Here is a 13,894-nt window from a genome sequence, read left to right as displayed (position 1 = left end):
CCTCTCGAAATGAATTACCCTTTAGAGATTTGCTGATCAAGCTCTCTCATTCGATTGAAGGAAGCGATTGATACTTCGACTTGGTCATCTGTCGGTTCTTTTGTCGTTAACAGTTGCAGCCATAGGCCCGGATAACCGAGGTATCTGAGCACTGGCGTGTCACGAAGCATGTTCGTGAAGCGGAGTGCTTCATAAGATACACCAAGTACGACTGGCAGGAGCAGGAGACGTTGAATGATTCGTTCGGTTAAATTATCCCAGTTGAAGAAGGAATAGATTATAACACCAATAATGACCGATAAAATAATGAAACTGCTTCCGCAACGGTAGTGCAGCGTGTTGAAGCGTTGGACGTTGGCAACCGTCAGTTCTAGACCTGCTTCATGGGCGCTGATCACTTTGTGTTCTGCACCATGGTACTGGAACAGCCGCTTCACTGGCGGCGTAAGGGAGATCGCCCATAAATAAATTAAGAGTAAAATGATTTTGATAATGCCTTCAATAAGGTTGTGTAATATTTTATTATCGAATGCTTTTCCAAAGAGCAGATTTTCAATAAAAACTGGCACTAAAGTTAGAACAACTTTTCCAAAGATGAATGCAATGATGCCTGCGACTGCAACCCCGACGATCATCGCCAAGTTAAACCCGGAATTCTCCTTTTCCTTGAGCTTGGCCTTCTCTTCCGGATCATCCACTTCGTCTTCGGCATACATCTCGGCAGAGAAGTTCAAATGCTGCGAACCCTTTGCACTGGAATCAACGATCCCTACGATACCACGGATAAAGGGGATTTTCTTAAGGGCGCTGACCCATGGTTTATCATTTTTCGGTACTTCATAAAATGTTATTTCGTTATTCTTGCGCCGAACCGCTGTCACATTGACATTTTTACCGCCAAACATGACGCCTTCGAGCACAGCTTGTCCACCGTATACAGCGGCTTTCTGGTTATTCGACAACGAGTTCACCTTCCTTAGTATATTCAAATCGTACAAGTCGTGATCATCATCACACTACAATAACGGATTCCTTCCTATTGTAACGAATTTAACGTTGAAATTCCACTTGTTTACGATTCCAGCAATTGCACATACTAGCGAACATATAAATGATGAAGGGAAGTTGAATGCAAATGTTACAACATGAAGAACAGACGAGATCAACATTGACGGATCCGCTTCGGTTTGCCATCCAAATCGGCTTTTTTGCTGGATTGATATGGGGCGGCATAAGGTGGGTGTTTTACATATTTCAATTCACGACCATTACCCCAGGTTATTTGGCCGAGCCGTTCTATAAGCATTCGTATTTGATGACCATGCGTGGTCAAATGGTGGGATGGGTCTATTTCATCCTACTGTCGATCCTAGCAACCATGATTTATACTTTATGCTTGCGCAAGTTGAAAGGCCCATGGCCTGGAATTGGCTATGGGATTGTCTGGTGGGTGATTCTTTATGGTTTTATTGGTCCTATGATGCATATGATGCCCATGCTTACAAAATTAAGCAGGACGACGATTTTAACGGAGTTTTGTCTGTTTTTGATATGGGGGCTATTTATTGGATATACGGTAGCCGTGGAATACACGGATGAACGAGGAAGAGAACCGGGTCATGCGAAGAAAGGTCAGGATCACCAAAACGTAGGTCATAACCCTCAACCTGAAGGAGCAACGAATTCGTAAGAGACTGCTTCTCAAATTACCCCGACCTATGGTAAAATATCGTGTGGTACACGTTCCACATTGTACATAAGACGGGTGATGAAATCGGATGCAAAAAATACTTGTACTCAATGGTCCTAATCTAAATATGCTTGGTGTTCGAGAGCCTGCCGTGTACGGTTCGGTTACGTTGAAGGATATTGAATCCATGCTGCGCTCGCAAGCAGAATCGCTTGGACTAGCTGTGGAGTTCTTTCAATCGAATCATGAAGGTGCGCTGATTGACCGTATCCAAGAAGCTTATCAACAGGTTGATGGGATTCTGATCAATCCCGGGGCGCTTACGCATTACAGTTATGCGCTTCGTGATGCGATTAGCGGCGTTGCGATACCGACGGTTGAGGTTCACATGTCGAATATCCATAAGCGTGAAGCGTTTCGGCACGTGTCTGTCACAGCGCCCGTTGTCATTGGACAGATTGCCGGATTTGGCACTGTAAGTTACGAATTGGGCTTACTCGCACTCTATCGTCATTTATCTGCATAAGAGGTAGTTCAAAAAGTCATCATTTGATCACGAAGTCATTCAAGAAGCATAATCAACATCGAATCTTGCGATCACCTTCGAAGAGCGTATGCTTACGGAGTATGTTTCCTCTGGAAACATTTCAGGTACTCATTTTGGTTTCGCCTAAACTCCGTTCCTCTAAAAGTTTTTCGAAGAAAAACTCGCTACGGAAGCCTAGACCCTTCAGGTTCTCGCAACCTTCTCGGTGCTGAAATGCCGACTTTTTGAACACACAATAAGGACAGATCATTGGCATTTCAATTTGGGATGAAAAGAGGATGGAACAATTGGACAATAAACGCGTGGTTCAGCTTCGACAAGCGATGCAAGCTGCTCAATTGGAAGCAATTCTAATTACGAACGAATATAATCGCCGTTATTTAACGGGGTTTACAGGAAGTTCCGGGTATGTCTTGATCACACGGGATAAAGCCTACTTCTTAACGGATTTCAGATATGTAGAGCAGGCGAATAGCCAAGTGCAGGGCTATGATATTGTTCAGCACAAGGCGGTCGTCATGGACAGCGTTCGCGAATTGTTAGGCGGACAAGTGAAACGTCTTGGATTCGAACAAGCTCATGTGTCCTATGGGACGTATACGAAGTATGCGGAGCAGCTCGCAGGGATTGAACTAATCCCGACATCAGACCTTGTTGAGGATATCCGTAATTTCAAAGATGAGGAAGAACTCGCGATTATGCAAGAGGCTTGTGATTTGGCCGACCTTACGTTCGCGCATATTCTTCCGATGATCAAACCGGGTGTTACTGAAGAGTCCCTTGCGCTAGAGATGGAAATGTTCATGCGTAAGAACGGTGCGACATCTTCTTCCTTCGACACGATCGTAGCTTCTGGGGAACGCTCTGCGCTTCCGCATGGCGTAGCGAGTCCGCGTGTGATTCAAGGGAATGAGTTGATTACGTTCGATTTCGGTGCGCTGTACAAAGGGTATTGCTCGGATCTTACACGTACAGTCGCTCTAGGAACACCGTCTGCGAAGCATCGCGAAATTTATGATATCGTTCTTGAGGCACAGCTCCATGCGGTCGAGAACATTCGACCTGGGATGACTGGCAGTGAGGCAGATGCCTTGACGAGAGATATCATTACACGGTATGGTTATGGTGAATATTTTGGCCATAGTACCGGACACGGCCTTGGGATGGAGGTTCATGAATCGATCCGCGTTGCCAAGGGCAGTGATATGGTTTTAAAACCCGGGATGGTCGTTACTGTAGAGCCAGGCATTTATTTGCCAGGTATCGGCGGTGTACGTATCGAGGATGACATTGTCATCACAGAGACTGGGATTAAAATATTAACTCATTCGAAGAAAGACTATCTGCAATTAGATATGTAAGAATGGGCTAGGCAGGATACGAACTTTAGGAGGAATTTTTAGTGATTTCAGTAAATGATTTTAAGACAGGACTTACCGTAGAAGTAGAAGGCGATATCTTCACAGTACTTGATTTCCAACACGTTAAACCAGGTAAAGGTGCAGCTTTCGTTCGTTCGAAATTGAAGAACCTTCGCAACGGGAATACGGTTGAGCGCACATTCCGTGCAGGCGAGACAATTGGTCGCGCACAAATCGACAACCGTGACGTTCAATACTTATATAACAGTGGAACAGAATATACATTCATGGACAACGAGACTTACGATCAATTCAGCCTGACAGCAGAACAGTTGGAATGGGAATTGAACTTCTTAATCGAGAACATGAACGTTAAAATCGTCAGCTATAAAGGTGAAATTCTTGGCGTTAACTTGCCGACAACGGTTGAGCTTAAAGTTGCTGAGACGGAGCCAGGCGTAAAGGGTAACACGGCACAAGGTGCAACGAAAAACGCGAAGCTCGAAACAGGTCATAACGTTCAAGTGCCTCTATTCATCAATGAAGGCGATGTACTTATCATCGATACACGTGAAGGTAAATACAGCTCCCGCGCATAAGGAATATATACAACAAACCCCTTTCAGCACCGATGGTGTCGAAAGGGGTTTGTTGTATAACTACCTCTATATGTAGGGGATATAGAGACCTTATTGAAGATTAATTCCATGGATCGTTAGAATAAGGAAAGGGCTAACGTATCCGATTCACGTTTCGAATGAAGAATGGCCTCGCAGCCGATAATTTCGATACTGATTAATGTATCCAAGCATTTCTTAATCGCTTTTTTACCGTTTTTCATTTTGGAATCAAGTGCGGTTAATAGTGCAGTTAATGTCTTTTTATTCATCGATGTGTAGAATACAGGAATTGTTTTATTCTGAAAGTTGATAAGTTGTTTTGTCATAGGAGACACCTCCGAAATGATAAAGTTATTGAACTTATGACCCTATTGTACAGGGCGAACATTAAAACTATCTTAAAATTCTGTTAAAAGTATGTGAGAAATTACGAAAATATCGCGTTTTTCTTGTTTTTTTCCACAACACGGAAGGAATATGTTATAATATTCAAAATTATTATACAGTTGTTCAATAGGGAGTGAGACAACATTGGCTTTATTCGTCATGAAATTTGGGGGTAGCTCTGTTGGAGACACGGAGCGAATGAAGCGCGTTGCTAGACGAATCGTAGAGAAAAAAGAAGCTGGAAACCGCTGTGTCATTGTTGTATCCGCGATGGGAGACACCACGGATGATCTGATCGATCAATCCAAATTACTTAATCCGAATCCACCTGCGCGTGAGTTGGATATGTTGCTCACGACCGGAGAACAGATCTCTGTTGCGCTGTTGTCGATGGCGATTCATCAGCTCGGCCATGAAGCTATTTCTTTCACTGGATGGCAGGCTGGGTTTCGGACAGAGGCTGTACACGGGAAAGCGCGGATTACAGATATTCAGCCGGATCGTATCGATGCAGCATTAGATGAAGATAAAATTGTTGTCGTGGCCGGGTTCCAAGGCATGTCCGATGAAGGTGAAATTACAACGTTTGGACGAGGTGGGTCTGATACGACAGCGGTTGCACTGGCTGCAGCGATCAAGGCGGATGTATGTGAAATTTATACGGATGTCAACGGCATCTATTCGACAGATCCGCGCGTTGTGAAATGCGCTCGTAAATTGGATGAGATCTCGTATGATGAAATGCTCGAATTAGCGAATTTAGGCGCAGCGGTGCTTCATCCGCGTGCTGTTGAATATGCGAAGCACAATAATGTATGTCTAGTGGTTAGATCAAGCTTTACGGATAATGAAGGTACGGTCGTGAAGGAGGAGACAGTCATGGAGCAGGGTGTAGTGGTAAGTGGGATTGCATTTGATAAGAACGTGGCAAGAATTAGTATTCTTGGCGTTCAAGATTTGCCTGGGGTATTGGCACAAGTATTTACGGCGCTTGCCAAAGCTGGGGTTAACGTAGATATTATCGTACAGAGCGGTGTTAAGAACGGAACGGCAGACTTCTCCTTCACGGTGAACCTGGACGATTGCGACAAAGCGATTGAAGTCATTCATGGGATTCGTGATGAAGTTCCTTATGATCATGTTACATCAGAGACGAATCTGGTGAAGGTATCGATCGTTGGTGCAGGAATGGTCAGCAACCCAGGGGTAGCAGCGAAAATGTTCGAAGTAATCTCTCAGCAAGGCGTAAGCATCAAGATGGTAAGTACATCCGAGATCAAGACATCTTGCGTGATCGATAGCGAGAAATTGCATGACATCGTACGCGCGTTGCACACAGCTTATGGTCTGGACACAGCAGAACAGGCCGTTGTTGGCGGCCCGCAAGTTCGTCGTTAAGCTTATTAATTTATAAAAAGCCGCTAGCGGCTTATCAGCACCGAGAAGGTTGCGTGAAAGTGAAGAAGGAGGAAACGGAGTTTAGGCAAAACCTAAATGAGTACCGGACTTCGCGCTTGAACGCAAGATTCGACGTCGAGTCAGCATCCCTGAAATACATCGTGATCATAAGCCGCCGCTCTAGAGGATGCGGTTGAGGATGATCTGGATGAGCTTCATAATGACCGCCGTAAGTCCCGCAGCCATTAAGGGACCGACAGGTATTCCTTTGAAGAACGTAATACCGATAATTGAACCGAGTACTAGACCCACAATGATTTGTGGGTCTATTTTTAATGTTTCAAGCCCTTTGGCGTTCATAATGGTCGCAATTGCACCGCCCGCGATGGCGACGAGGCCTGGCCAAGATGTGATTGTAGCCCAGACATCTTTGGTTGCAATGCGCCCGGATACGAAAGGGACAAGTACGCCCATCGTGAGAAATAGCAGCCCAAGCTCCAGACCCCGACGTTCAATTGTCGGCAAATAGCGGTCCAGATGGACCAACTTCACGATCAAGAGCAGGCAGGCTGCTGTTGTTATAATAGATGAGCGGCTAATTAAGCCGATGATAATAAGCACAACCATAATGATTTCGCCGTTCATCGTAACGCCCCTGTCCCACTTGGATTTCATAGAGTAAGTGTATGAACAGCAGCTTGTTTTAGAACTATTACCCGTAGGAAGAGACTAGCTGAATAACAGTGGCGAATTCTGCGCGAATGGCTTCATCGCTGCTGGTTGACCCGAGATGTAAGGAACAAGCGGAACGGAGTTCACCCCAGCACAGTACTCGACATCCTCAGCGAACCCAATCTTCGTCAATCTTCGCCCGCCTGCGCAATGCATCAGGGCGTGCAGAATGCGATCTTCATGTTGGATATATGCACTATGCATGGCTAATCCGAAATCGTTCACTTGAATCACGGCATCCAAATCACTCTGTTTCATAAGTTCGTCAATGATCAATCCTGCACAGAGACCGTCTTCCAGAGCGAACACATCTTGTGCTCCTGCACAGAGAAGGACAATATCTTTGCGCAGCTGCAAAGCGACATTTGCGCAGGCGGAAGCATTGATGAGCGCACCCGCTAGAATATGCGACGCTTTGTGTGATTTCTGGATGCCGCGGGTTCCATTGGTTGTGGTGAGAATGACTCTCTTATCTAGAATTTCTTCCGTCATGTATTCATAAGGTGAATTCCCCGCATGAAATCCAGCGATTCTTCGACAGAATCGCTCACCTCCGAGAATGTCGCCCATTTGTTGACAAGATCTTGCTTGCTGAACCGTCTCTACAGGCAGTACCTCGCTCGCGCCATGTGCTAATGCGGTAATAATCGTACTCGTCGCGCGTAGAACGTCAATGACGATCGCTGTTTTATGAATAAAATCATCCGATCTCGCCTCGTTAACACTGGCGATCACATCTACCTGCATGATTTTTCACTCCTAAATAAGTTAAATACTATAATCATAGGATTGATGTAGAAGCTCGAACGTGTCGGATCGCAGTCCCCGTCTCAGCGCTTCAAGCGACATAACCTCTTGCGGAGGGATGTTGCCGAGGTTGACTTTTGGACCCAATTGTTGAATGAGATAGAGCTGTTGGCTCTTCAGCGGTGCTTCCCACAATACCCAGTCCATATTGGGTATATGCAGCAGCGTCCGTTCGAATTCCTCTTCTTTACAATCACCCTGCTCATTATAAATACCTACACCCATCCCGGACTCCCGTCCCTCAATGGTAATTAACTCCGAGCCGTGATCATGATCTTCATAGATTGTATTTAACAGCTCGGTATAATCAATGCCCTGGCCTGTTAATTTCTTCCCATATTCTGAGAACACATGAAGTCCTTGATCGATTCCACGCTCAATCAGTTCCGTTCGGAGCTGACGTGAGATATCGATTGTACCGTCGGAGACTTCTACCCCTGTAAATCCCAAATCCACGATCGTATCGAAGAAAGAAGATACGACACCCTGCTGTACGGCAACTTCAAGAAAAGTTCCACCCGGAATAAGACAAATGCCGTACTTTTTGGCTAGCTCGGCTTTTTGTCGAATAATCTCAACAGGGTACAACGGAGATGTTCCGAAACCAAGCTTGAGGATATCGATATAGCCACCGACGGTGTGCATCAAATCTTCGAATGCTCGCGGCCCAAGCCCCTTATCAATCACCATTGTTTTGCCTGTTGTTCTAGGTTTTTGCATACGTACATTGGAGGGATCCGCTAGACGGGGATGCCAACACGGACTAGTTATGACTTCCATATTCAACGCTCCTTCATGTTGCCTGAATGAATTCATGCAAGCAATATATGCGACCTCCCCTAGTCAGGTGCCTATTCCAATCTTAATTTCGACATGAACGAGTTGACCTATTTGAAGACAAGCGTGCATACATTAAATGAAATCGAAGGAAGGGGGTGTACGGAATGCTGAATAAGATTGTGCTCAGTATGGCAACGCTTCGCATGATTTCAGGATCTCTCGAGATTATCGCAGCATTGCTGATGCTTCGATTTAATCAAGTGGAGAAAGCATTGATCGTGAATAGTTCGCTTGCATTAGTCGGACCGCTCGTCTTAATTACAACCACCACGATTGGATTTGTTGGGGTCGCGGAGAAGCTCTCGTGGGACAAGATCGGTTGGGTACTGCTCGGCATTAGCTTCATTCTTTTTGGAATCTTTAAAAAATAGGACGAGATTAGGCATAAAAGCTTCGTACAAGCATACATATGTGGTAAACGCTAGGACAACTATGGGGGTTCTTTCGATGAAAAGTTCAACGTGGGTATCCATTTTTCCAAGTAGTATTCAGGAGTTGTTGAGCAAATTGCCTGAGCCCATCCTTGATCGCATTGAAGAAGTTCGCGTGCGACAGGAACGCCCCTTGGAACTGAATTATGCAGGGCAATTCCATTACGTAAGCCGGCGCGGGGTGTTAACGGATGTACCACATGAGGGATACAGACCAACAAGAGAGGATGGCAATCGGCTGCTCGATTTCATCACGAACCATTCTTTGTACACGATGGAAGAGGAACTTCGTAAGGGATACATCACAATTCAGGGCGGCCATCGGATTGGACTTGCCGGACGAGCCGTACTCACGAAGGGACATGTCGATCACTTACGCGATATTACAAGCTTCAATATTCGGATAGCCCGTGAAATGCAGGGTGTTGGAGATTCGATTATTCCCTACTTACTCGATTTTCGACACCAGACGGTCAATCACACGTTGATCGTATCGCCGCCTCAACATGGAAAGACGACCCTGATTCGTGATTTGGCTCGGCTCATGAGTACTGGCCAGTGGAGACATCCAGAAGCGAAATGGAAGGGATTGAAGGTAGGCGTTGTCGATGAACGTTCCGAGATTGCAGGTTGTATGAAAGGCGTGCCAAGCTTTGATGTCGGCCCGAGAACAGATGTGCTGGATGGTTGCCCGAAAGCCGAAGGGATGATGATGATGATTCGCTCGATGTCACCAGATGTCATGCTCGTCGATGAGATTGGCCGCCCTGAAGATGCAGAGGCCATTCGTGAAGCACTCCATGCAGGGATTCGAGTCATTGCAACCGCACACGGCGGAGAACTCGAGGATGTGCTCCGCAGACCGGTTCTGAACAAGCTGATGTCGGACGAACTCTTCCAGTCTTACGTTGTACTCAGACGTTCTGGTCGAGGGATGAGCAGACGTTTCTATGATGCCAGACGAAGACTTCTGCACCCCGATGGACTAGCTATGAAGGGCGGCGGGATGGATGGTTAAATTAATCGGTGCTGTCTTGGTGATCGTATCAGGAACCTTATTCGGCTTCTATCAAGCAGCACAATTCGCGAACCGACCGAAACAAATTCGAGCCTTCATCTTGGCGCTGCAGCGATTGGAGACGGAAATCCTGTACGGCTTCACTCCGCTAGCAGATGCACTGGGCAGAATAGGGCAGCAGCTCACAGATCCGTTGAAGTCGATTTTTACAGAAGCCGCGAGGCGGTTAACGGATCATCGGTCGAGTGTCACTGCCCAAGAGAGTTGGCAGTTCGCCGTTGAGGAACAGTGGAAGCACACCGCGATGAAACAAAGTGAGAAGAATATCATCTATCAGTTCGGCTTCACCCTTGGAACAAGTGATAGGAACGACCAAATTAAGCATATACGCCTTGCCATCAATCAATTGCAGCATGAAGAAGCAGCGGCACAGAATGAACAAGGTCGTTATGAGAAAATGTGCAGAAGCCTCGGACTTCTCGCCGGTGCATTAATCGTTATATTGATCTACTAGAGGTAGTTCAAAAAGTTACCTTTTGATCACGAAGTATACCAGGGGGCAGGTTCGACATCGAATATTGCATTCAGACTCGAAGTACGGTACTCATGTAGGTTTTGCCTACACTCCGTTCCTCCTTCTTCATCTTCAAGCAATCTTCTCGGTGCTGAAAAGTTAACTTTTTGTACTTTCATTACAATCAATCTACTTCCACCTGCATAAGAGAGAAGTAGATTTGGAGAGGTGCCAAAGGGATGAACATAGATGTAGGCGCAATTTTTCAAATTGCAGGAATCGGCATCATCATTGCAATGATTCATACAGTGCTGAAGCAAATGGGCAAAGAGGATATGGCACATTGGGTGACGGTCATCGGCTTCGTCGTCGTATTATTCATGGTCGTTCGGCTCCTCAATGATTTATTTCAAGAGATTAAGACGATCTTTCTCTTTCAGTAGGTGATGAGATGGAAATGATTCAAATGGTCGGTCTTGGACTGATCGCGACGGTACTCGTTCTTATCGTAAGAGAGCAGAAACCGATGTTCGCTTTTCTAATCACCACCTTCACAGGTATCGCGATTTTCTTGTTCCTAATCGGGAAGATTGAAGCGGTCATTCAAGTGCTGGAAGACTTGGCCCTACGCTCGGGAATCCAACTTGTGTACCTGAAGACGATTCTTAAGATTATCGGAATCGCTTATATCGCTGAATTCGGAGCGCAGATCGTGAAAGATGCGGGGCAAGAAAGTATTGCGAGTAAGATCGAGCTTGCTGGAAAAGTGCTGATCATGGTGCTTGCGATTCCCATTATTAGCATCATCATCGAGACGGTCATTCAATTGCTGCCGGCCTAAATGAAATGGAGATGGAACCATGATCCGAAGAATTGAAGATCATACAAAGCTACGCATGGTGTTAATCTTCATGTTCTGCTTCTTCATTAGTTGGACCACGCACTTGGTTGCAGCTGCGCCGATGGATGGGTTGGTTCAGAGCCAGGCCAAAGATTTGCCGACGGGTGAAATCGAGCAATATTGGGACAAATTGATGAATCAGTATGGTGGTTTTTTTCCAGACCAGCAGTCGCCCAGCTTCATGGACATGCTTCTACCTGAAGGGAAAGGATTTAGTCTGAAATATGCGTTTCAAGGCTTGTTGAAATTCCTGCTCCATGAAGTCATCTACAATGGCAAGCTGCTAGTTACCATCGTGGTCCTTACCGTATTCAGTATGATTCTCGAGACGCTGCAGACCGCATTTGAACGAAATGCAGTGAGTAAGGTCGCTTATTCCATTTCGTACATGATCATTGTCATCATCGCGATTAATAGCTTTAATGTCGCGATTGGATATGCGAAAGAAGCAATCGAGAGCATGATTCACTTCATGATGGCCATGATTCCATTACTATTCACACTGCTCGCCTCCATGGGGAATGTTGTAACGGTATCTGTCATGCATCCACTGATTATTTTCATGATTAACACAGTTGGAACCATGATCTATGCGGTGGTCTTCCCGTTATTATTCTTCTCAGCCGTCTTGCACATCGTTAGTACATTGTCTGATAAGTACAAAGTCACCCATCTAGCGAATTTGCTTCGCAACGTTAGTGTAGGCTTACTCGGGATTCTGCTTACCGTATTTCTTGGAGTCATCTCCGTACAAGGCTTTACAGGCGCAGCGGCTGATGGCGTTACGATCCGAACAGCCAAATATATTACAGGCAACTTCGTACCCGTCGTCGGCAAAATGTTCTCGGATGCCGCTGATACCGTAATCTCTGCTTCCCTGCTGGTGAAGAATGCGATTGGCCTGGTGGGTGTGATTATCATCTTGTTCCTCTGCGCATTTCCAGCGCTCAAAATATTAACGCTTGCGCTGATCTACAACATATCAGGTGCCGTGATGCAGCCGCTAGGAGATAGTCCGATCGTAACTTGCCTGCAGACGATTGGGAAAAGCATGATCTATGTCTTCGCGGCGCTGGCAGCTGTCGGTCTCATGTTCTTCCTAGCGATCACCATCATGCTGACGGCAGCGAATGTGACGGTGATGATGCGATGAAGCGAGAGCGATTGCCTCAAGGGGGCGATGATCCATGATGGAATGGCTAGGTGGCTGGCTGAAGCAGATTATCTTCATTATCCTGCTCGCGACGTTCATTGATCTGATCCTGCCGAATCGCTCCATGCAGCGATATGTCAAGTTGGTCATCAGCTTGCTGATACTAGTAACGATCATGACGCCGATCTTATCGATATTCCGCAGCAGCTTCGCTGATCAACTCGCAGAGAATTACACCGAGATGAGTGAGCGGACGAGTCAGGGGAGGAAGTTCGTCGGCGTGGATCAAATTATGCGCGAAGGGGATCGACTCAAACGTAAGCAAGAGGAGAAAGTGATTCAATCTGTAGAGACCCAGCTGGCAGCGCAGATCAAGACACAACTGGAAGAAGAGACGGGATCGAAAGTCACGCAGGTTCATGTGAAGATCGGTAACTTAACGCAGGACACGAAGCCGTCAGCCACGAATACCGAGCAGATTAATGCAGAAATGGAGAAACCGAATATTCAATCCGTCGAAGTCTATTTTGATCCAGGTCGTAAGCAAGAAGTGAAGCAACAAGAAACAGGTGATCCAATCGCTGCGATGAAGCCGATTGAAGGGGTGAAGGTGGACATTCAACTAGATCCAATCGGATCTAATGAAGATGCTGCGACGCCAGTACAAGCAGATCCCGTGGAAGAGCAGACGACACCTGAAGAACGAGTTCTTAGCGATCGTGCGGTGGCTATCCTTAAGACGAATTGGGGCGTCTCCGTGAATCGAATCAATATTTTTATGGGGCGAGATACGAAGATCCATTGAGAGATCTTACGACTAACCAAACTGGAGGTGAAAATGTATGGCGAAATGGCTGCAATCTCTTGAGAAATGGGTTGGCGGTGGACCTGGGGGAACGAAACGGGTTCAGACCTTCCGCTGGCTGCTGATTCTAGGACTCATCGGTATTGGTCTGCTCCTCTTCGCGGCCTTCAATCATATGAATGTGAAGCAAGTCGATTCGGTGAATGAAGGAAGGGAGCCGCCGCGAGATCAACCGACATCTGCCGTATCCACTCCGGAAGATACTTCGCAGTACACATCCATTGAACAGGCGATGGAAAGTCGGATGAAGAGCATTCTTGAGAATATCGTCGGTGTTGGCGATGTTGAAGCGGTCGTTACGATTGATTCGACAGAAGAAATTGTGTATCAGAAGCAAATGAAAGACAGTCAGCAGGTCACCGAAGAGTCTGACCCGAATGGCGCTAAACGGCATGTCACGCAATATTCACGCGATGGTGAGATCGTAACGCTCGAAGTATCAGGCAATCAGACACCTGCCATCGTGAAACGAGTCAAACCGAAAATACGAGGGGTTGTCATTGTAGCAAAGGGTGCGGAGAACCGCATTGTAAAAAATCTAATTATTGATGCAATCGAGAAAGGCTTCAGTGTTCCTTATTCCAAAATCTCAGTTGCCCCGCGCAAACAAGCGCAATAACGATAAAAATT

18 protein-coding genes are annotated in these 13,894 nt (G+C 46.2%); 13 read left to right on the top strand and 5 right to left on the bottom strand.

Annotated elements, in window-relative coordinates:
• Positions 1-14: 14 nt before the first annotated feature.
• The gene (locus ACFQZR_RS18490) at positions 15-962 is read right to left on the bottom strand and encodes a DUF1385 domain-containing protein (RefSeq protein WP_379348421.1); all 948 of its coding nucleotides are present in this window, start codon (positions 960-962) and stop codon (positions 15-17) included.
• Between the two features lie 167 nt (positions 963-1,129).
• On the opposite strand from ACFQZR_RS18490, the gene ACFQZR_RS18485 reads away from it, so the two are divergent.
• The 4 genes from ACFQZR_RS18485 to efp all read left to right on the top strand — a co-directional run bounded on the left by ACFQZR_RS18485 (position 1,130) and on the right by efp (position 4,197).
• Positions 1,130-1,690: a YqhR family membrane protein gene (locus ACFQZR_RS18485; RefSeq protein ID WP_379348419.1), complete on the top strand. Its 561-nt coding sequence runs from the start codon at positions 1,130-1,132 to the stop codon at positions 1,688-1,690.
• 88 nt (positions 1,691-1,778) lie between these two features.
• On the top strand, positions 1,779-2,216 hold the full coding sequence (aroQ, locus tag ACFQZR_RS18480) for a type II 3-dehydroquinate dehydratase (RefSeq protein WP_379348417.1): 438 nt from the start codon (positions 1,779-1,781) through the stop codon (positions 2,214-2,216).
• A 308-nt stretch (positions 2,217-2,524) separates the two neighbouring features.
• Positions 2,525-3,598, top strand: coding sequence for a M24 family metallopeptidase (locus tag ACFQZR_RS18475; RefSeq protein WP_379348908.1), 1,074 nt, complete (start codon positions 2,525-2,527; stop codon positions 3,596-3,598).
• A 41-nt stretch (positions 3,599-3,639) separates the two neighbouring features.
• The gene (gene efp / locus ACFQZR_RS18470; RefSeq protein WP_379348415.1) at positions 3,640-4,197 is read left to right on the top strand and encodes an elongation factor P; all 558 of its coding nucleotides are present in this window, start codon (positions 3,640-3,642) and stop codon (positions 4,195-4,197) included.
• A gap of 116 nt (positions 4,198-4,313) precedes the next feature.
• Here the strand turns inward: efp and ACFQZR_RS18465 are convergent, their stop codons facing one another.
• Positions 4,314-4,544 (bottom strand): 3-dehydroquinate dehydratase, encoded by a 231-nt coding sequence (locus ACFQZR_RS18465; protein ID WP_152394073.1) that lies wholly within the window; start codon positions 4,542-4,544, stop codon positions 4,314-4,316.
• A gap of 205 nt (positions 4,545-4,749) precedes the next feature.
• Here ACFQZR_RS18465 and ACFQZR_RS18460 point away from each other — a divergent pair, with 205 nt between their 5' ends.
• Complete coding sequence (locus ACFQZR_RS18460; RefSeq protein ID WP_379348412.1) at positions 4,750-6,003, top strand: aspartate kinase; 1,254 nt, start codon at positions 4,750-4,752, stop codon at positions 6,001-6,003.
• Between the two features lie 180 nt (positions 6,004-6,183).
• Here the strand turns inward: ACFQZR_RS18460 and ACFQZR_RS18455 are convergent, their stop codons facing one another.
• The 3 genes from ACFQZR_RS18455 to comA form a co-directional block, all read right to left on the bottom strand.
• Positions 6,184-6,648 (bottom strand): DUF441 domain-containing protein, encoded by a 465-nt coding sequence (locus ACFQZR_RS18455; RefSeq protein ID WP_018755115.1) that lies wholly within the window; start codon positions 6,646-6,648, stop codon positions 6,184-6,186.
• Between the two features lie 84 nt (positions 6,649-6,732).
• Positions 6,733-7,482 (bottom strand): 2-phosphosulfolactate phosphatase, encoded by a 750-nt coding sequence (locus tag ACFQZR_RS18450; protein WP_379348410.1) that lies wholly within the window; start codon positions 7,480-7,482, stop codon positions 6,733-6,735.
• A 21-nt stretch (positions 7,483-7,503) separates the two neighbouring features.
• The gene (gene comA, locus ACFQZR_RS18445) at positions 7,504-8,322 is read right to left on the bottom strand and encodes a phosphosulfolactate synthase (RefSeq protein WP_379348408.1); all 819 of its coding nucleotides are present in this window, start codon (positions 8,320-8,322) and stop codon (positions 7,504-7,506) included.
• A 164-nt stretch (positions 8,323-8,486) separates the two neighbouring features.
• On the opposite strand from comA, the gene ACFQZR_RS18440 reads away from it, so the two are divergent.
• The 8 genes from ACFQZR_RS18440 (at position 8,487) to spoIIIAG (ending at position 13,883) form a co-directional block, all read left to right on the top strand.
• Entirely contained in the window at positions 8,487-8,753 is a 267-nt protein-coding gene (locus ACFQZR_RS18440; RefSeq protein WP_018755118.1) for a YqhV family protein, read from the top strand.
• A gap of 76 nt (positions 8,754-8,829) precedes the next feature.
• Positions 8,830-9,831 carry a stage III sporulation protein AA gene (gene spoIIIAA / locus ACFQZR_RS18435; protein WP_379348405.1) on the top strand — a complete coding sequence of 334 codons (1,002 nt, stop codon included), beginning with the start codon at positions 8,830-8,832 and terminating at the stop codon, positions 9,829-9,831.
• Positions 9,824-10,345: a stage III sporulation protein SpoIIIAB gene (spoIIIAB, locus tag ACFQZR_RS18430; protein WP_379348403.1), complete on the top strand. Its 522-nt coding sequence runs from the start codon at positions 9,824-9,826 to the stop codon at positions 10,343-10,345. Before spoIIIAA ends, spoIIIAB begins: the two co-directional genes overlap by 8 nt.
• A gap of 239 nt (positions 10,346-10,584) precedes the next feature.
• Complete coding sequence (spoIIIAC, locus tag ACFQZR_RS18425; RefSeq protein WP_018755121.1) at positions 10,585-10,788, top strand: stage III sporulation protein AC; 204 nt, start codon at positions 10,585-10,587, stop codon at positions 10,786-10,788.
• Between the two features lie 8 nt (positions 10,789-10,796).
• The gene (spoIIIAD, locus tag ACFQZR_RS18420) at positions 10,797-11,186 is read left to right on the top strand and encodes a stage III sporulation protein AD (RefSeq protein ID WP_026263728.1); all 390 of its coding nucleotides are present in this window, start codon (positions 10,797-10,799) and stop codon (positions 11,184-11,186) included.
• 19 nt (positions 11,187-11,205) lie between these two features.
• Positions 11,206-12,399 (top strand): stage III sporulation protein AE, encoded by a 1,194-nt coding sequence (gene spoIIIAE / locus ACFQZR_RS18415; RefSeq protein WP_018755123.1) that lies wholly within the window; start codon positions 11,206-11,208, stop codon positions 12,397-12,399.
• 34 nt (positions 12,400-12,433) lie between these two features.
• Positions 12,434-13,204: a stage III sporulation protein AF gene (gene spoIIIAF / locus ACFQZR_RS18410; protein ID WP_379348399.1), complete on the top strand. Its 771-nt coding sequence runs from the start codon at positions 12,434-12,436 to the stop codon at positions 13,202-13,204.
• Positions 13,205-13,241: 37 nt separating this feature from the next.
• Positions 13,242-13,883: a stage III sporulation protein AG gene (spoIIIAG, locus tag ACFQZR_RS18405; protein ID WP_379348397.1), complete on the top strand. Its 642-nt coding sequence runs from the start codon at positions 13,242-13,244 to the stop codon at positions 13,881-13,883.
• Positions 13,884-13,894: the final 11 nt, after the last annotated feature.

It is taken from the genome of Paenibacillus sp. GCM10027629 (assembly GCF_042676425.1).
GTDB lineage: Bacteria > Bacillota > Bacilli > Paenibacillales > Paenibacillaceae > Paenibacillus_K > Paenibacillus_K terrigena.
Note: the sequence above shows the minus strand (reverse complement) of the source record. Positions and strands in the feature narration are given on the sequence as shown.